Source organism: Planotetraspora mira (assembly GCF_016863275.1).
Taxonomy (GTDB): domain Bacteria; phylum Actinomycetota; class Actinomycetes; order Streptosporangiales; family Streptosporangiaceae; genus Planotetraspora; species Planotetraspora mira.
Window position 1 is genome coordinate 98,432 of record NZ_BOOO01000015.1, and the last position, 17,263, is coordinate 115,694.

At 69.5% G+C, this 17,263-nt stretch carries 17 protein-coding genes; 14 read left to right on the forward strand and 3 right to left on the reverse strand.

What is annotated here, in order from left to right; all coding sequences use genetic code 11:
* Window positions 1-184: 184 nt before the first annotated feature.
* The 11 genes from Pmi06nite_RS13950 (at window position 185) to Pmi06nite_RS14000 (ending at window position 10,020) form a co-directional block, all read left to right on the forward strand.
* Complete coding sequence (locus Pmi06nite_RS13950; protein WP_203953396.1) at window positions 185-619, forward strand: ester cyclase; 435 nt, start codon at window positions 185-187, stop codon at window positions 617-619.
* A gap of 122 nt (window positions 620-741) precedes the next feature.
* Window positions 742-2,562 carry a glycosyltransferase family 2 protein gene (locus tag Pmi06nite_RS13955; protein WP_203953397.1) on the forward strand — a complete coding sequence of 607 codons (1,821 nt, stop codon included), beginning with the start codon at window positions 742-744 and terminating at the stop codon, window positions 2,560-2,562.
* 74 nt (window positions 2,563-2,636) lie between these two features.
* On the forward strand, window positions 2,637-3,677 hold the full coding sequence (locus tag Pmi06nite_RS13960; protein ID WP_203953398.1) for an energy-coupling factor ABC transporter permease: 1,041 nt from the start codon (window positions 2,637-2,639) through the stop codon (window positions 3,675-3,677).
* A gap of 52 nt (window positions 3,678-3,729) precedes the next feature.
* On the forward strand, window positions 3,730-4,494 hold the full coding sequence (gene cbiQ, locus Pmi06nite_RS13965) for a cobalt ECF transporter T component CbiQ (protein ID WP_203953399.1): 765 nt from the start codon (window positions 3,730-3,732) through the stop codon (window positions 4,492-4,494).
* Window positions 4,491-5,258 carry an energy-coupling factor ABC transporter ATP-binding protein gene (locus Pmi06nite_RS13970; RefSeq protein WP_203953400.1) on the forward strand — a complete coding sequence of 256 codons (768 nt, stop codon included), beginning with the start codon at window positions 4,491-4,493 and terminating at the stop codon, window positions 5,256-5,258. Before cbiQ ends, Pmi06nite_RS13970 begins: the two co-directional genes overlap by 4 nt.
* Window positions 5,259-5,296: 38 nt before the next feature.
* Window positions 5,297-5,641, forward strand: a complete 345-nt coding sequence (locus Pmi06nite_RS13975) for an STAS domain-containing protein (RefSeq protein ID WP_203953401.1) — start codon at window positions 5,297-5,299, stop codon at window positions 5,639-5,641.
* A 33-nt stretch (window positions 5,642-5,674) separates the two neighbouring features.
* Window positions 5,675-6,454: an SDR family NAD(P)-dependent oxidoreductase gene (locus Pmi06nite_RS13980; RefSeq protein WP_203953402.1), complete on the forward strand. Its 780-nt coding sequence runs from the start codon at window positions 5,675-5,677 to the stop codon at window positions 6,452-6,454.
* Window positions 6,455-6,578: 124 nt separating this feature from the next.
* Window positions 6,579-7,343, forward strand: coding sequence for a crotonase/enoyl-CoA hydratase family protein (locus Pmi06nite_RS13985; RefSeq protein WP_203953403.1), 765 nt, complete (start codon window positions 6,579-6,581; stop codon window positions 7,341-7,343).
* Between the two features lie 86 nt (window positions 7,344-7,429).
* The gene (locus Pmi06nite_RS13990) at window positions 7,430-8,050 is read left to right on the forward strand and encodes a rhomboid family intramembrane serine protease (RefSeq protein ID WP_239113890.1); all 621 of its coding nucleotides are present in this window, start codon (window positions 7,430-7,432) and stop codon (window positions 8,048-8,050) included.
* A gap of 264 nt (window positions 8,051-8,314) precedes the next feature.
* Window positions 8,315-8,944 (forward strand): RNA polymerase sigma factor, encoded by a 630-nt coding sequence (locus tag Pmi06nite_RS13995; protein WP_203953404.1) that lies wholly within the window; start codon window positions 8,315-8,317, stop codon window positions 8,942-8,944.
* Complete coding sequence (locus Pmi06nite_RS14000) at window positions 8,941-10,020, forward strand: CU044_5270 family protein (RefSeq protein ID WP_203953405.1); 1,080 nt, start codon at window positions 8,941-8,943, stop codon at window positions 10,018-10,020. The genes Pmi06nite_RS13995 and Pmi06nite_RS14000 overlap by 4 nt, the downstream gene beginning before the upstream one ends.
* A gap of 129 nt (window positions 10,021-10,149) precedes the next feature.
* Here Pmi06nite_RS14000 and serC read toward each other — a convergent pair whose 3' ends face one another.
* Window positions 10,150-11,262 (reverse strand): phosphoserine transaminase, encoded by a 1,113-nt coding sequence (serC, locus tag Pmi06nite_RS14005; protein ID WP_203953406.1) that lies wholly within the window; start codon window positions 11,260-11,262, stop codon window positions 10,150-10,152.
* A gap of 153 nt (window positions 11,263-11,415) precedes the next feature.
* Here serC and Pmi06nite_RS14010 point away from each other — a divergent pair, with 153 nt between their 5' ends.
* Complete coding sequence (locus Pmi06nite_RS14010) at window positions 11,416-14,061, forward strand: type 1 periplasmic-binding domain-containing protein (RefSeq protein WP_203953407.1); 2,646 nt, start codon at window positions 11,416-11,418, stop codon at window positions 14,059-14,061.
* A gap of 72 nt (window positions 14,062-14,133) precedes the next feature.
* On the opposite strand, the gene Pmi06nite_RS14015 is transcribed toward Pmi06nite_RS14010, so the two are convergent.
* Window positions 14,134-15,240, reverse strand: a complete 1,107-nt coding sequence (locus Pmi06nite_RS14015) for a citrate synthase 2 (RefSeq protein ID WP_203953408.1) — start codon at window positions 15,238-15,240, stop codon at window positions 14,134-14,136.
* Between the two features lie 169 nt (window positions 15,241-15,409).
* On the opposite strand from Pmi06nite_RS14015, the gene pdxH reads away from it, so the two are divergent.
* Window positions 15,410-16,069, forward strand: coding sequence for a pyridoxamine 5'-phosphate oxidase (pdxH, locus tag Pmi06nite_RS14020; RefSeq protein WP_239113891.1), 660 nt, complete (start codon window positions 15,410-15,412; stop codon window positions 16,067-16,069).
* Here pdxH and Pmi06nite_RS42980 read toward each other — a convergent pair.
* The gene (locus Pmi06nite_RS42980; protein ID WP_203953409.1) at window positions 16,014-16,313 is read right to left on the reverse strand and encodes a uracil-DNA glycosylase family protein; all 300 of its coding nucleotides are present in this window, start codon (window positions 16,311-16,313) and stop codon (window positions 16,014-16,016) included. The genes pdxH and Pmi06nite_RS42980 overlap by 56 nt on opposite strands.
* 224 nt (window positions 16,314-16,537) lie before the next feature.
* On the opposite strand from Pmi06nite_RS42980, the gene Pmi06nite_RS14030 reads away from it, so the two are divergent.
* Window positions 16,538-17,242, forward strand: coding sequence for an iron-dependent transcriptional repressor DtxR (locus tag Pmi06nite_RS14030; RefSeq protein ID WP_203953410.1), 705 nt, complete (start codon window positions 16,538-16,540; stop codon window positions 17,240-17,242).
* Window positions 17,243-17,263: the final 21 nt, after the last annotated feature.

Sequence of the window (17,263 nt, forward strand, 5' to 3'; positions counted from 1 at the left end):
CGCCGCCTTCAGTCGGCGTGACGTGCCGGTTGCCTGACCTCGTATGGGCATGTGCGGTCCAGGGGTGATCTACCGTGGTGTGATCGGCCCTTGGACCCCACTTGACGTGCTCGAACGATGGGCGGGCAGGCTTTGGTCAAGCCCTTGGTAGCGTGACCGATTACGGCATGGAAAGGGGGTGTCTGTGTCTGTTGCGCGAGAGGTCACGGATCGTCTGCTGGCCGCTCTGAACGATCACGACCTGGACGCCGTGGTGCGATGTTTCGGGCCCGAGGCGGTCTACTTCAACGTCGCGGGCATGGCGGAGGGGCATGACCAGATCCGGGCGTACTACGCCTACATACTCGCCGCGTATCCGGACATGCACTACACGGTGCAGAGCAAGGTCACGGACGAGGATGCCACGGTGACCGAGTGGCGGTTGACGGGCACACACAGCGGCATCCTCCTGGCGCCTGACGGCGAGACCATCGAGCCGAGTCATCGCCGGATCAGCCTGCAGGGATGCAGCGTCAGCACGGTCGAGGACGGTGTGATCGTCAGCTACCGCGTCTACTTCAACGAGTTGAGCCACTACGCGCAATTGGGTGTGCGCATCCGCTTCGGCGACGTCGCCTGACACATCCCTCCGATCTTGGTGGGGCGATAGCCGTACGAACCGGGTGTAAAGCGACGTCACCCGGACGGTCGGCGGGCGGAAGCGGCTCGGGCACGGTCTCGCTGGTCACATAATGGTTTCCGATGGAGACGGAGAGTGACCACCAGGTCGATGTCAGCGTGCTCGTGCTCGCGCGAAACTGCCGCGCGCACCTCGACCGGTGCCTGACGTCCCTGCTCGTCCAGCGGGTCGACAAACAGATCGTCGTCGTGGACGACGGCTCATCCGACGGCACCCGGGAACTCCTCGACCTCTACGCCGCGCATCATCCCGGTGTGATCCGGGTGATCCATCAGGACCGCCGGGGCGTGCCCGCCCGCTTACGCAACCGCGCCCTGGCCGAAGCCACGGGACGGTACGTCTTCTTCTGCGACGGAGGCGACCATCTCGGGCCCGACGCCCTCCGCCGGATGGTCGCGACGGCCGACGCGAACACCTCGGACATCGTCCTCGGCAAGATCGTCCGCCGGGGAAGGGCCGCAGGCCATCCCGTCCGCCTCCCCGAGTTCGTCTTCCGCGACGACGCCGACGTGGTCGGCCTGCTCGACGGCGCCTACGAGAGCCTCTCCTGCTTCAAGCTGTTCCGCCGTGCGTCGCTCGAACGGCACGGGATCCGCTTCGACGAGACCCTGACGACCGGGGACGACCTGGCCTTCTCCGTCCACGCGTACTGCCATGCCGGCGTCGTCTCCGTCGTCGCCGATCACGACTGCTATCACCTGGTTCCCCGGCGGGACGGCGGCGTCCCCATGGCCGAGACGGCCGGTCTCGACCCGCTCGCCTGGCTGCGGATGATCCGTACGCCTCTCGAACTGATGGCCAGGCACATCCCCCCCGGCCCGCTCCGCGACCATCTGCTGCTCCGGCACTTCAGGCTCGACGTGTTGGCCCAGCTCGGCGCGCCCTTCCTGGCCGCATGCGAGGCCGCGCGCGAGAAGATCGTCATGGAGGTCGCCGACATCTGCGCGGAATGGCTGACCGACGGCGTCCGCGACCTGTTCGGCGACCTGGAGCGGCTGCGCGTCGAGTCGTTGGACGACGTCGACCGGCTCGTACGGCTGGCCCGCGTCGAGACGGCTCCGCTGCGCCACCGGCTCCTGGGGCTGGACTGGATCGGAGGCCGGCTGGAGGTCTCGGGGAGCGTCTCGCTCGCGGGGTTCGACGGGGAGGCGAGCCTCGTCCTGCGCGAGCGGACCGCGCAGGGGGAGCGGCGTGTTCCCGTGACCCGGATCGCCGACCGGTTCGGCGCCACGATCGAGGTGACCTCGCTCCCTTCCGGCATATGGGACGTCCACGTGGCCGTGGAGTGTGAGGGGGTCCGCAGGCTCGCCCGGCTGCGGGCCGAACGCGACCCCGCCATGGTCGCACCGGCTGCCCGGTTCTCCTCGGGTGTCGTGGCGGTGCCCTTCCTCACCCGTTCGCAGGGCTACCTCGCTCTCGACGTCGGCGGCCATCTCCTGCGGGTCCCCGGCGCCGTACGGCTGGCGCGCGCCGAATGGGCGGGCCGGCGGCTGCGGGTCGAAGGCCAGGTGCATGTGGGCAGCACACCGGGCGCCGTGGCCGTACGGCATCTGGTCTGGCGCGAGCGGGCCTCGGGACGGGAGCGGCGCCAGCCTGTCGTGGTGACCGGCTCGCACACCTTCGTAGCGGACGCGGGAGGCTTCTCCGCCGGGACGTGGGACGCCTATCTCGAACTCGACGTGGGCGGTCCGCCGGCCCGGTTCCCCGTCAAGGTCGACAGGCCGGAGGAGCTCGACGGGACCATGCGCTGGTGGTCCGGCCTCATGCGGTGGACCGTCCGTCCGTACGCCACCGCGGTCAACCGGCGTCTCAGCACGTCGGTGCATGTTTCCACGCCGTTCACCCTGCTCGGTTCCGCGATGCGGAAGTTAGGGCCGAGTTAACTGCAATCTATTTGCAACTGCGATTAGCTCCTCTAAGGTGAGGGCGTATTCCGCCATCGTGGAGGGGCTTGTCCATGCATGTGCCTGATGGGTTCTTCAACGTTCCCGTGTCCGCCGGAGCCGGAGTGGTCGCGGCCGCCGGTGTCGCGGTCTGCCTGCGGCGGGCCCGCCAGGAACTGGACGACCGCACAGCCCCGATGGCCGGTCTCGTGGCCGCCTTCATCTTCGCCGTCCAGATGCTCAACTTCCCCGTCGCGGCCGGCACCAGCGGTCATCTGCTGGGAGGGGCGCTGGCGGCCATACTCGTGGGTCCCGCCACGGCCGTCCTGTGCGTGGCCGTGGTCCTGCTCGTCCAGGGTTTCTTCTTCGCCGACGGCGGTCTGACGGCGCTCGGTGTCAACATCACCCTGATGGCGATCGTCACCTCCCTCGTGGGCTGGGCCGTCTTCCGGCTGGTGAGCCGGAGTGCCCCGCGGAGCCGTACCGCGGTGATCGTGGGGTCGTTCCTGGCGGCGCTGGTCTCCGTGCCCACGTCCGCGCTCGTCTTCACCGCCCTGTTCTGGCTCGGCGGCACCGCGCCGATCGAGTTGTCGTCCGTCGCCGCCGCGATGGGCGGCGTCCACGTGCTGATCGGCCTGGGCGAGGCGCTGATCACCGCCCTCACCGTGAGCAGCGTGCTGGCCGTACGGCCCGACCTGGTGTACGGTGCCCGCGGCCTGGCGGCGCCCCTCGTGCTCCGCACGGCCGACGGCGAGGTCGCGGTCGAGAAGCCCGCGACCGAGCCCGCGACCCCGCCCGCGCCGAAGCGTGGCCCCCGGCCGATCCTGCTCGGCGGCGGACTCGTCGCCCTTCTGCTCGCCGGGGTCGTGTCGTTCTACGCCTCGAGCGCACCCGACGGCCTGAACAAGGTGGCCGCCGACAAGGGGTTCAACGCGTACGAGAGGCCTCACGACCTGGAGAACGGGCCGCTGGCCGGATACGGCGTCAGCGGCGTCGAGGACGAGCGGCTCTCCGGCGGCCTCGCCGGGATCGCCGGCGTCGGGATCACCGTGCTCGTCGGAGGTGCGATCTTCTTCACGGTGCGGCGGAGGCGTCAGGACAAGGCCGTCGCATGAGCGCTGAACGCCGCCGCGGAGTTCCTCGCAGGCGGGGCCGGGGGAGTCGCGGGTGAGCGCGGGTCATCATCACGCCCTCTACCTGCCGGGCGACACGCCGGTGCATCGTCTGCCGCCGCAGTGCAAGCTGATCGCGGCGATGGGATTCGCCGTGGCGGTGGTGGCGACTCCGCGCGAGGCCTGGGGGGCGTTCGGCCTCGACGTGCTGCTGCTGGCGGTGGTCGCGGCGGTCGGGCGGATCCCCCCTGCCCTCGTCCTGCGCCGCATGGTCGTCGAGGTGCCGTTCGTGTTGTTCGCCGTCGCGATCCCGTTCATCGGCCTCGGGGAGCGGATCGAGGTGCTGGGAGTCTCCCTGAGCCTGCCGGGCCTCTGGGCGGCCTGGAACATCCTGGCCAAGGCCACGCTCGGGGTGGTCGCCTCGATCCTGCTGGCGGCGACCACCGAGCCGCGCATGATGCTTCTCGGGGCGGAGCGGCTCCGACTGCCGGCGCTGCTCGTGCAGATCGCCATGTTCATGCTGCGCTACATGAGCGTGATCCTCGACCAGGCGCGGCGGATGCGGATCGCGAGGGAGTCGCGCGGGTTCGTCGCCAGGGACATCCGCCAGGCGCCCGTGCTGGCCAGGTCGGCGGGCGCGCTCTTCATCAGATCGTACGAAAGGGGAGAGAGGGTGCACCTCGCCATGCTGAGCCGTGGCTACACCGGCCAGATGCCCGTCATCGATGATCTGCCGGCGTCGTGGCGGCAGTGGAGCGCCGCCGCCGTCCTCCCGGCGCTGGCCCTCATGACGGCCGTGGTCGCGCGGAGCCTGGCATGACACCGGGAAGTGACTCGGGAACCGCCGTGTCGCTCCAGGTGAGCGGTCTCGCGTACGCCTATCCGGACGGAACCCAGGCGCTGTTCGGCGTCGATCTGACCATCACACGGGGTGAGCGCGTCGCGCTGCTCGGGCCCAACGGCGCGGGCAAGACCACGCTGGTCATGCATCTCAACGGCATCCTCACCGCGGGCCACGGGACGGTCGAGGTGGCCGGGCTCCCCGTCCGTGCCGACACGCTCCGGGAGATCCGCCGCCGGGTCGGGCTGGTCTTCCAGGATCCCGACGACCAGTTGTTCATGCCGACCGTGCGCGAGGACGTCGCGTTCGGGCCGGCCAACCTGGGCGTCCGGGGGGCCGATCTGGAGCGGAGGGTGACGCACGCGCTGGACCGGGTCGGCATGCTGGAGGCGGCGAACCGGCCGCCGCACCATCTGTCGTTCGGTCAGCGGCGGCGGGTGGCGGTGGCCACCGTGCTGGCGATGGAGCCGGAGATCCTCGTGCTGGACGAGCCGTCGTCGAACCTCGACCCCGCCTCACGTCGCGAGCTCGCCCAGATCCTGAAAAATCTGGATGTGACGGTGCTGATGGTCACGCACGATCTTCCGTACGCGCTGGAACTGTGCGAGCGCTCCCTCATCCTCTCCCAGGGGGTGATCGCCGCGGACGGGGCCACGCGGTCCCTGCTCGCCGACGACGAATTGCTGGCCGCTCACCGGCTCGAGTTGCCGTACGGCTTCGCGCCGTCTGCTCACCCACGGTGATGCGCAAGTAAAGTGGGCCACGCGGAGGAGGTTCAACGATGAAGCTGCGACTCGCGCGCCGGTCGGCCTCAGGCGCCGTCGTCGTGGCGGTGGAAGGTGAGCTCGATCTGTTCACGGCCCCGTTTCTGCGGGACGAGGTGCGTGATGCGATCAAGCAGGACGGGCCCACGCTCGTGCTCGACCTCGCCGCCCTGTCATTCATGGACTCGAGCGGGCTCAGCGTGCTGATCGAGGCGTACCGCCTGGCCGCGAGCGAGGGCGGCGGCGTCTGCCTGGCCTCACCCCAGGCTCCGGTGGCCCGGATCCTGCGGACCACCGGTCTTGACCGGCGCATCAAGGTCTACCCGGATGTCGACACCGCGATTTTGCGCCATCCCGAGTAGAACTTCATTCGGTTCTCGCGTTAAGGTCCGGCTATGGACCTGAACGGAGCAGCAGTCATCATTTCGGGCGGTGCCAGTGGCCTCGGTGAGGCCACGGCCCGCGAGCTGGCGAGCCTCGGCGCGACCGTGGTCATCGCCGACCTGAACGCCGAGCGCGGCAAGGCGCTCGCCGACGAGTTGGGCGGCGTGTTCGCCCAGACCGACGTCTCGGACGAGGCCTCGGTGCAGGCTGCCGTCGACGTCGCGGTCGCCACCGGCAAGCCGCTGCGCGCCGTCGTCAGCAGCGCCGGCATCGGCTGGGCGTCCAGGACCGTCGGCCGTGACGGCTCCCCCCACGACCTCGCCACCTACCGCAAGGTGATCGACGTCAACCTGATCGGCACCTTCAACCTCATGCGCATCGGTGCGGCCGCCATGGCGAAGACCGAGGCCGTCGACGCCGACGGCGCGCGCGGAGTCGTCATCAACACCGCGTCGGTCGCCGGCATCGAGGGCCAGACCGGTCAGGTGGCGTACTCGGCCTCCAAGGGCGGGATCATCGGCATGACCCTTCCCGCCGCCCGTGACCTGGCGGCGATCGGCGTCCGCGTCCTGACCATCGCTCCCGGCATCATCGACACCCCGATCTACGGCACGATCGGCGACAAGAACGCCGAGGAGTTCAAGGCCAAGCTCATCGGGCCGGTGGCCTTCCCCAAGCGGCTCGGCCGGGCGTCGGAGTTCGGGCACCTCGTCCGCGCGCTGATCGAGAACGACTACATGAACGGCGAAGTCATCCGCTTCGACGGCGGCATCCGCTTCCAGCCCAAGTAGGTTCGCGTGCTCGCCGTATCGCTGGTCCCTCCCCGTGCCTCCGTGCGTCGGAAGACGCCCGCCGATGGCCGGGCATCGTTGAGGGACCAGCCTGATCGCCGTAACCCCCGACTCTGGAGACGCCATGTCTGACGAGGTTCTGCTAGAGGTCGACGGCGGGGTCGCCGTCATCACGATCAACCGGCCGAAGGCCAGGAACGCGGTCAACGGCGCGGTGGCGCGCGGCATCGCGTCGGCCGTCGACGAACTGGACGAGCGTAAGGACGTCGCCGTCATCGTCCTCACGGGCGCCGGCGGCACGTTCTCCGCGGGCATGGACCTCAAGGGGTTCCTGACCGGCGACTTCCCCGTGGTCGAGGGCCGCGGCTTCGGCGGCCTCACCGAAGCGCCTCCGCGCAAGCCCGTCATCGCCGCGGTGGAGGGCTACGCGCTCGCCGGCGGTTTCGAGCTGGCTCTGGCGTGCGACATCGTCGTCGCCTCCGAGGCGGCCACGTTCGGCCTGCCCGAGCCCAAGCGCGGGCTGGTGGCGGGCGCGGGCGGGATCATGCGGCTCCCGCGGCGCATCCCGTACCACGTCGCCATGGAGATCGCCCTGACGGGCGACCACTATCCGGCGTCCCGGCTCTACGAGCTGGGGCTGGTCAACCGGCTCACGCCGGCGGGCGAGGCACTGGCCGGCGCACTCGAGCTGGCCGCCAAGATCGCGGCCAACGCGCCGCTGGCGCTGGCCGCGACGAAGCAGGTGATCGTCGAGTCGGCGGACTGGTCGCGCGAGGAGATGTTCAAGAAGCAGGGTGCGATCATCAGCCCCGTCTTCAGCTCCAAGGACGCGATGGAGGGCGCCGCCGCCTTCGCCGAGAAGCGGCCGCCGGCCTGGAAGGGCGAATAGCCGAACTTCCCCGGTCCCCGCGCGAATGATCATGCGGGGACCGGGCAGTTTTCCCACTCATGGGCAGAACAAATTACGGTGAAGCCATGAGCGATTCCGGGAGCGGCCTTTCCCCAGCCGGCGGATCGATGAAGGACCGTACGGCACGGCTCCTCAACGGAGCGCTCGGCAGCGCGATCGTGATGATCGTGCTCCTGTCCGTCATGTGGGTCGTGGAGATCGTCGACTACGTCCAGAACGGCAGCCTCGACCACTACGGGATCATCGCGCACGAGCCGGACGGGTTGCCGGGCATCTTGTTCGCCCCGTTCCTGCACGCGGGTTTCGCCCATCTCATGGCCAACTCGGTGCCGCTGCTCATCCTGGGCTTCCTGGCGGCGATCCGGGGGATCAGCCGCTTCCTCACCGCCAGCCTCGTGATCATCCTCGTCAGCGGCTCAGGCGTGTGGCTCACCAGCCCGCCGAACACGCTGACGCTCGGCGCGAGCGGCCTCGTTTTCGGATATTTCGGCTATGTCGTGGCGCGCGGGTTGTTCGACCGCCGGGCCCTGGACATCGTCCTCGGCGTGATCGTCGCCGTTCTCTACTACTCGATCCTGTGGGGCGCGCTGCCGAGCCAGCCCGGCATCTCGTGGCAGGGCCATCTCTTCGGCCTCATCGGCGGCGTCGTCGCCGCCTGGTTCCTGCGCCGCCGCCGGGCCTTGTGAGCCGGCCGCCGGAGAGGCGGGGAGAAGGGCGTCGGGAAGCCGGCCGTCCGCCGGTCTCACCTGGCTGGCAACGCACCGCCCCCAGCGGTCCCGGACCTGCTCAGGGTTAGTGTGGGACGTCTCCTGGAGCGGCGCGAGGTGGTCCTCGCGCCCCGCCGCCATCGATCGCGCGCGTGTGATCGGCCGTGAGGTCCTCGATGGGGCGCGGGCTCCGGTGTGAGCGACGTCACAGGAACCGGCGGTGCGCGGTTGGCAGAACTAGATATGGATCCTGGGTTCCGCGCCCGTGTTCGGGCGGGTGACGAGACCGCGTTCGTCGTCCTTTTCCGGGAGCACGGGACGGCGGTGTACAACCACTGCTTCCGGCTCACCGGAGATTGGTCGGTGGCCGAGGACTGCACCTCACTGGTGTTCCTGGAAACCTGGCGCCTGCGGGAGAAGGTCGAGCCGGAAGGCTCCAGCCTGTTGCCGTGGCTGCTGGGGATCGCCACGAACGTGGTGCACCGCCGGCGCCGGGTGGCCCGCCGTCACCAGGCGCTGATGGAGCGGATGCCGGCTCCCGGGCTTCTGCCGGACTTCGCCGATGAGGTGGTGGGCCGCCTGGAGGACCAGGAGAAGATCGCCGCTGTGCGCCAGGTCCTGGAGCGCCTGCCCAAGGCCGATCGCGATGTGCTGGCCTTGTGCGCGTGGGCGGGGCTCGACTATGCCGCCGCCGCCCAGGCGCTGGGAGTCCCCGTCGGGACGGTCCGCTCCCGCCTGTCGCGAGCCCGCCGCCGCCTGGAGAAGCTCGCCGATAAAGATCTTCGCTGGAACATGGAACCCTCGCCCGCGGGCCGGCAGCTAACAGGTGACCGCGACAGTGCGGTCCGGCCGGATGAAAGGAAGCACCGATGACGTCAGGTCCAGACGACGACCTGCGGGTACTGCGTCGGATGTTGCCGGTGCCCGCCGAGCGGGACTTCCCGCCCGGCCGACGACACCAGCGTGAGGAACACCTGATGAGCACCTTGTTGCACGCGGGCGAAAGCGCCGCCGCCAAGGAACCGGCCAGCAGGGCGCCGGCCCGGATATTCCGCCGACGGGGACTGGCGTTGGCCGGAACCCTCGCCACAGTCGGAGCACTCACCCTCAGCCTGACCCTGGTCACGTCCGGGACCGGCGGTGCGCCCACCCCTGCCGCGGCGGCCGTCGCCACACCCAAGCTGCTGACCTATGTCCAGGACGCTCCCGCCCAGGACGCCCCCGAGATCCTCGGCCGGCTCGCGGACACCGCCGCCCACCGGCCGGACACCGTCGTCACGGGTACCGAGCACCTCAAGAATCGCGGCTGGTACCTCAACAGCAGTGTCGACGACGGCAGGACCACCTCCGCGGTGGTCCCGACCGAACGGGAGTCGTGGATCGACCCGGACGGCTCCGCACACTCCGTCACGCGCACCGGCGCGCCGGAGTTCCCCACGGTGAAGGCCCGCGACTACTGGAAGAAGCAGGGCTGGTCCACCAAGCCCGGCAAGCCCGAGGTGAAGGACACGCAGGCCGGAGTCGAAGGCCGGATGTGGAAGGACCGGCCCCCCACCGACCCCGAGGCCCTGAAGACCTGGCTCGAGCAGGGCCATCCGGTGAAGAACGGCCCGGCGGAAACGGTGGTCGCCATCACCGACCTGATCGGGGAACGGGTCCTCAGCGCTCCGGAACGCGCCGCGGTCCTGCGCGTGCTGGCCACGGTTCCCGGCCTCAGGTACGAGGGCACCACCACCGACCGGGCGGGCCGCACCGGCAAGGCGTTCTCCTTGGACAGCGACCACGGCGGCCTGCCGAACCGGAAGACCTTGATCGTCGACCCCGCCACCGGGCGCATTCTCGACGACGAGGAGACGCTCACCGAGACCGCGGGCAAACTGGGCGTGCCGATCCCGTCGGTCATCTCCTACACCGTCTACCTCGCCGCCGACACCGCTCCCAGGCCGTAGACCGCGAGGTAGACCGTACGACCGAGCCGGCGCCTCTCCTCAGCACGTGGGGCCGCACCCTGTCCGGGTGCGGCCCCCCGCGCATGAACCCGAAGGAAGGGCTCAAGAGCCGTACGGCCGGACGGGTGACTAGAGCCGCTCGACCACGTAGTCGACGCAGGTGGTCAGCGCCTCGATGTCGGCCGGGTCGATGGCCGGGAACATCGCGACGCGGAGCTGGTTGCGCCCGAGCTTGCGGTAGGGCTCGGTGTCGACGATGCCGTTGGCCCGAAGGATCTTCGCGACCGCGGCGGCGTCCACCGAGTCGTCGAAGTCGATCGTGCCGACCACGTTGGAGCGCTGCGCCGGGTCGGCGACGAACGGCGTGGTGTACGACGTCTTGTCCGCCCAGGTGTACAGCCGGGAGGCGGAGTCGGCCGTGCGGGCCGTCGTCCAGGCCAGGCCGCCCTGGGAGTTCATCCAGTCGAGCTGGTCGGCCAGCAGGAAGAGGGTCGCGACCGCGGGCGTGTTGTAGGTCTGGTCCTTGACCGAGTTGTCGATCGCCGTCGGCAGGCTGAAGAACTCGGGCACGAACCGGCCGCTGTCCGCGATCTCCGTTACCCGGGCCAGCGCCTTGGGCGAGAAGAGGGCGATCCAGAGGCCGCCGTCGGAGGCGAAGCTCTTCTGGGGCGCGAAGTAGTAGACGTCGAACTCCTCCGCGGACACCGGAAGGCCGCCGGCGCCGCTCGTGGCGTCGACCAGCACCAGGGAGTCGTCCTCGACGACCCGCTTGATCGGCATCGCGACGCCGGTCGAGGTCTCGTTGTGGGTGAGCGCGTAGACGTCCACGCCCTCCTCGGCCACGGCGACCGGGTGGGCGCCCGCCTCCGCCTTGATCACGGTCGGCTCGCCCAGCCACGGGGCCTTCTTCGCCACCGTCGCGAACTTGGACGAGAACTCGCCGAAGTTGAGGTGCTGCGACCTGTCCCGGATGAGGCCGAAGGAGGCGATGTCCCAGAACGCCGTGGTGCCGCCGTTGCCGAGCACGACCTCGTATCCCTCAGGCAGGGAGAACAGGTCGGACAGCCCGGAGCGGACGCGCGCGACGAGGTTCTTGACGGGCTTTTGGCGGTGGGACGTGCCCATCACGCTCGCACCGGCTCCGGCGAGCGCCGCCAGTTGCTCGGGGCGCACCTTCGAGGGCCCGCAGCCGAAACGGCCGTCAGCGGGTTTGATGTCAGCGGGAATCACGATGTCAGCCACCTAACCAAGGGTAGTTAGCCGGGCTTGCGCTCGTTCCACGGGTCCGCGATGTGAGAAATGCGCGATCTATAGCCAATGCGGGAGTCCGGATGCGACTCTGATCCTTTCCACTGGGACCACCCCTCGATCCGCTCCCGGAGAGGCGTCTGCGTCGTGGCCGATCTGCACGCTGTGATCGAGGGGCTGGTGCGCAGGCCGCTGTTCTGGTTGCCCGATCCGCCGCTTCCGATCCTGTTCGTCACCGGCGGGGACTACGGCGCGTTCGACGTGGCGGACAAGCTCGCGGAGCCGTTCGAGGACTCCCTCCCGCACGCCTCGGTGCGGTCGGGCGAGCACGCCACCCTGCGCGACCTCGTGGACGAACTGGCCGGTGAGCGCGGCCAACTCGGCAAACCGGTGGGCGGGTCCTTCCTGCCCCCGCCCCGCTTCCCGCTCGTCCAGTTCGTGTTGTGGGCGCGGCGCCAGCGTGACGAGCCGCCGTCCGCGGACGCCCCCGCCGCCCGGCGCTGGCCGCCGGACCCGCACTCGCGCACGGGCCAGGAGGAGTTCAAGGAGCGGCTCAAGTCCTGGAGGAGGGGCCGGTACGGCGGGGACAGGGGTCGCAGGACGGCGGCGGACTTCATCGGGCGGGCGGCCTACACCTGGGTGCCCCTGGGAACCCTCGCCGCCTGGTGGGTGGGAGGGGCGTCCGACCTGGTCGGCCTGATCCCGTGGGCGCTCGGCGTGCTCGTGGCCCTCGGGGGGACCGTGGTGCAGTCGATGCTCTCCATCAGGGGTTCGTTCTTCAACGGGTGGTTCAGGCGGCAGCCGTACCTGCCGAGGAAGCGCTTCGAGCGGCTCTGGAGATACGCGCTGCGGCTGGCCGACGCGAGCGACGACGACATTGACTGGCTGCTGGTTCACGCCCTGTGCCAGGACCTCCGCCAGGCGTACCAGAAGTGGATCATCCCGTGGCCGAGCTGGGGCCGCGGCCTGTACGGCCTGCTGGTCCTGGAGGCCAGGGAGCCGGGGGAGGCCAACGAGCGGTTCCTGCGGCTGCTGGAGGAGACCACGGACCGGACCGGGCTCCTGGCCCCGGCTCTGGTGATCGCCGCCGTGCCCGAGGGGCTCGCCACCGGCCCCCGTACGGTGGCCCCCGTCGAGCTGGGAGAGCTCCCCGTGGCGGTCCGGGGCTGGCGGGACGCGGTGCGGCGCCGGGTGCCCCGGCTGGGCGTGGTGATCGGCGCGTCCGGCGACCTGGGCGGCGGCGACTACCGGCCGCGGCTCCTGCCGAGCCGGATGCGGGCGATCGGCTACTGGTGCGTGGTGGCCCTGCTGCTCGTCGGCCCGGCGTTGTGGCTCGTCCGCAACCAGCAGGACAGGAGCGCTCATTGCGGCGGCCTGGACTGGGTGGAGCGGATCGACGGCCAGTGCGTCGGCATCGTCAACGCCACGGAACCCACCCCTGAGGGCCTGTACGACGGCGAGGTCGCCGACGTGGTCAGGAAGATCGACAGGAACAACGCCTCGGCCAGGAACTCGGGCGGGTTCGTGAGCGTGGTGCTGTTCGGGGACTTCGCGATCAGGGACGCCGACCCCGACGACGGCAGGCTCGCGGGCGCCGTGTCCGAGCTGACCGCCATGGAGGAGTTCCAGCGCACGGTCTCCAGCACTCCCCGCCTCCAGGTCCTGATCGCGGACTCGGGCGACGACTTCGCCCATGGACGCAGGAACGCCGAGCTGGTCAGCGGGCTCGCCGAGCAGGATCCGCACGTGATCGGAGCGGTGGGGCTGGCGCGGAGCGTGCGGGGCGTCGAGGACGCGATCGGGGTGCTGCACGCGGCGAAGATCCCGATGGTGGGGACCACCGGGACCGCCGACCGCCTGGGGTACATCGACGACGTCGCGATCGACGTCGACGGGCGGAACCGCACGCCGGGCTACCCGTCGCCGTACTACTTCCACGTGGGCCCGACGAACTTCCGGCAGGCGACCCTCGCCGCGAGGTTCGCCCGCCGCACGCTGCTCGCCGGAGTGGAGTCGCCGTCGGCCGTGATCGTCCAGGACGGTTCGCCGGGCGACGCGTACACCAACAACCTGGCCGACGACCTCGTCACCGCGCTCGGCGTGGAGAAGGTGACGTTGCACGATCCCGTCTACTACAGCGTCCAGGGAGGAGGGATCTCCAAGGCGGCCCTGGACGCCTGCCAGGAGCGACCCGACGTCTACTACTACGCGGGACGGGCGCCGGAGTTCCTCGACTTCCTCAGGGCGCTGGAGGGCAAGTCCTGCGGGCCCGGGGCGGTGAAGGTCATCGCCGGTGACGACGTGATCAAGGTGGTCGCCGACCACGCCGGTGAGATCAGGGACCTCAGAAGGGTGGAGGTCTACTACTCGGCCCTCGCGACACGGGAGATGTGGCGCGACAACCCCACGCCGCCCACGGCGTTCGTCTACGGCCTGCTGGGCGGCAGGCATCCGAACGCCTCGGAGGACAACCTCATCCTCACCTACGACGCCGCCAGCGTGTTCTACCAGGCGGCCAACACGGCCTACCGCTCCGGCGGCCTGCCCAGCAAGGGGGACGTCCTCTACGAGCTCGCCCGCACGTCACGGGGCTCGGCCTGGAACGGCTCGAGCGGTGTGATCAACTTCGCCGGCACCGAGCGGCACGACCCGGTCAACAAGTCGATCGCCATCATGAGGATGGGCGAGAACGGCCCCACCGTGCCCATGGTCCGCTGCGGGCAGCTCAACATCGAGGAGGATCCTCCGGCGGACCCGCTCTGCGCGAACCTCCCCGACGCGCCCACCGGCTGAGGGACGGGGCCCCTCACGAAGATGGCCCGCTCGTGAGGAGCGGGCCATCGATCATGCGTCAGGTGTATGCGGTCAGACTCTGCCGACCACGTCGGCGGCGCCGGAGACGTCGTTGACCGAACGCTGCGGCGGGCCGACGTAGGTGGCGCTGGGGCGGACCAGCCTGCCCGTGCGCTTCTGCTCCAGGACGTGCGCGGCCCAACCGGCCGTGCGCGCGCAGGTGAACATGGACGTGAACATGTGCGAGGGAACCTGGGCGAAGTCGAGGATGATCGCCGCCCAGAACTCGACGTTGGTCGCGAGGACCCGGTCGGGCTTGCGGGCGTGCAACTCCTCCAGCGCCGCCGTCTCCAGCGCGGCCGCCACCTCGTAGCGCGGCGCGTCCAGTTCCTTGGCGGTACGGCGGAGCACCCGGGCCCGGGGGTCCTCGGCGCGGTAGACCCGGTGGCCGAAGCCCATGAGCCGCTCGCCCTTGTCCAACTGGCTCTGGACGTACTTCTTGGCGTCGCCGGTCTGCTCGACGCCCTCGATCATGTGGAGCACCCGGGCGGGAGCACCACCGTGCAGCGGGCCGGACATGGCGCCCACCGCACCCGACAACGCCGCGGCCACGTCCGCGCCGGTGGAGGCGATCACCCGCGCGGTGAACGTCGAGGCGTTCATCCCGTGCTCGGCGGCCGAGGTCCAGTAGGCGTCGATGGCCTTGACGTGCTTGGGGTCGGGCTCGCCGCGCCAGCGGATCATGAATCGCTCGACGATGCTCTCCGCCTCGTCGACGCGCTTTTGGGGGACCATGGGAAGGCCCAGACCGCGAGCGGACTGGGCCACGAAGGAAAGGGCGGTTACGGAGGCCCTGGCGAGATCGTCGCGGGCCTGGTCGTCATCGATGTCGAGGAGCGGGCGGAATCCGAAGGCGGGAGCGAGCATGGCCAGCGCGCTCTGCACATCGACACGGATGTCGCCTGAGTGGACGGGAACGGGGTACGGCTCCGCCGGGGGGAGACCCGGCTGGAATTCGTTGTCGACGAGCAGGCCCCAGACATGTCCGTAAGAGACATGGCCCACGAGCTCTTCGATGTCGACGCCCCGATAACGCAGGGCGCCCCCTTCTTTGTCCGGTTCCGCGATCTCGGTCTCGAACGCCACCACGCCCTCGAGACCGGGTTTGAAGTCGGACATTCTCGGCTGCCTCTCTCTTGTGAAGTCCAAAGCCTTGATGTCGAGATACCGGCGGGTCAATTTAACCCTCAGGGCGTCACTGGTCTGCCCCCGGTCCCTCTCAAACGCCGTTGTCCCAGGTAGGGGGTGCTGCGTTCGACACCAGCCAAGCGCGCAACAATATCGTTCCGTGGACAGCGCATCGCAACTCCCCGGTCTCCGGCGCAGCTATGAGGGCCGGCCGCTGATCGAGGCCGACCTCGCGGACGACCCCCTGGTGCAGTTCACCCTGTGGTTCGCCGACGCCGTCGCCGCGGGTCTCCCCGAGCCGAACGCGATGATCCTCGCCACCTCCTCGGCGGGGGGCCGTCCCTCCGCGCGGACGGTCCTCCTCAAGGGCTTCGACGAGCGGGGCTTCACCTTCTTCACCAACTACGAATCCCGCAAGGGCCGGGACCTGGCCGAGAACCCCCGCGCCTGCCTCCTGTTCCCCTGGCACCCGATCCGGCGCCAGGTCCGCGTCGAAGGCCGGGCCGTACGGCTGTCGCGCGAGGAGACCGCCGCCTATTTCAACAGCCGTCCGTACGGCTCCCGCATCGGCGCGTGGGCGTCGCGGCAGTCGGCCGTCGTCCCGTCGCGTGAGGAACTCGACGCCCGCTATCGGGAACTCGCGGAACGCTGGCCCACCGATCCGCCGGTGCCGGAGTTCTGGGGCGGCTACCGTGTGCTGCCCGCGGAGATCGAGTTCTGGCAGGGGCAGACCGACCGCATGCACGATCGCATCCGCTACCGGCTCAACGGAGGGACCGGTCCGAGCGCCGTCTGGCTTCGCGAACGACTGGCCCCCTGAGGGAGTGTCCGCCACAGAGCATGATTTTCCCGACATGCTCGATCTCCGCCGTCGTCGGTTTCTGCTGGATTCTTCGCTTACCGCGTGGTTCGAACGTGAAATGCTTGTCCCCATTCGTGACATAGACGAAATCGCGGTCGATCCCCGCTTCCTCCGGGCCCCTGTCGAGCATCCGGCCCGCCGGTCCGACGAATGGCGCTCCGCGGCGATCCTCCTGATCACCGGGCCGCTCGCCCGCGAACATGTACGTGGCGCCCTGCCGTCCCGCCCCGAAGGCCGTCTGCGTGGCGTTCCGGAACAAATCGCAGCCCTTGTAGGACCGAGCCGCCTCTGCCGACTCCGGCAGGCTGAGCCGGGCCGGAAGGAATCGGTCTGCTCCGATGTTTGTCACCCTAGGATCGCTTCCCAGACACAGTCGGCTGCGAACGCTTCGGGAGGTCGTAGCATCGATACAGAACTGGAGGAACCGTGACGGCACATGGCCTGATCGACACGACGGAGATGTATCTCCGTACGATCTTCGAGCTGGAAGAAGAGGGAATCGTTCCGTTGCGCGCGCGCATCGCGGAACGGTTGACCCAGAGCGGGCCCACGGTGAGCCAGACGGTCGCGAGGATGGAACGTGACGGCCTGGTCAAGGTCGAGGGCGACCGCCACCTGAGCTTGACCGACCTCGGCCGCAAGCTCGCCATCAGGGTCATGCGCAAACACCGCCTGGCCGAGTGCCTGCTGATCCAGGTGATCGGGCTCCCCTGGGAAGAGGTCCACGTCGAGGCCTGCCGCTGGGAACACGTGATGTCGGAGTCCGTCGAGACCCGGCTTCTCCAGTTGCTCGACCACCCGACCGTCTGCCCGCACGGCAATCCCATTCCCGGTCTCAGCGAACTGGGCGAATCACAGTCCGGTTTGACCAAGGATGAGGTCGTGTCTCCCATGGCCGATCTCGCAGGTCCGGCGATGGTTCCGGTTGTCGTTCGCCGAATTAGCGAACAAGTGCAAAGCGACCCCGCCCTGATGCTTAAACTCAAGCAAGTTGGGATACAACCCGGACGCGAGGTGACGCTCGCGGCTAGCGACGACGGTGTGCGGGTGACAGGGGACTGCGATGCGGACAGCACTTCCGCGGAACTTCCGCGTGATGTCGCGTCGCATGTTTTTGTCACCAGACGATGACGGAAAGAGTCGAGACTGGTT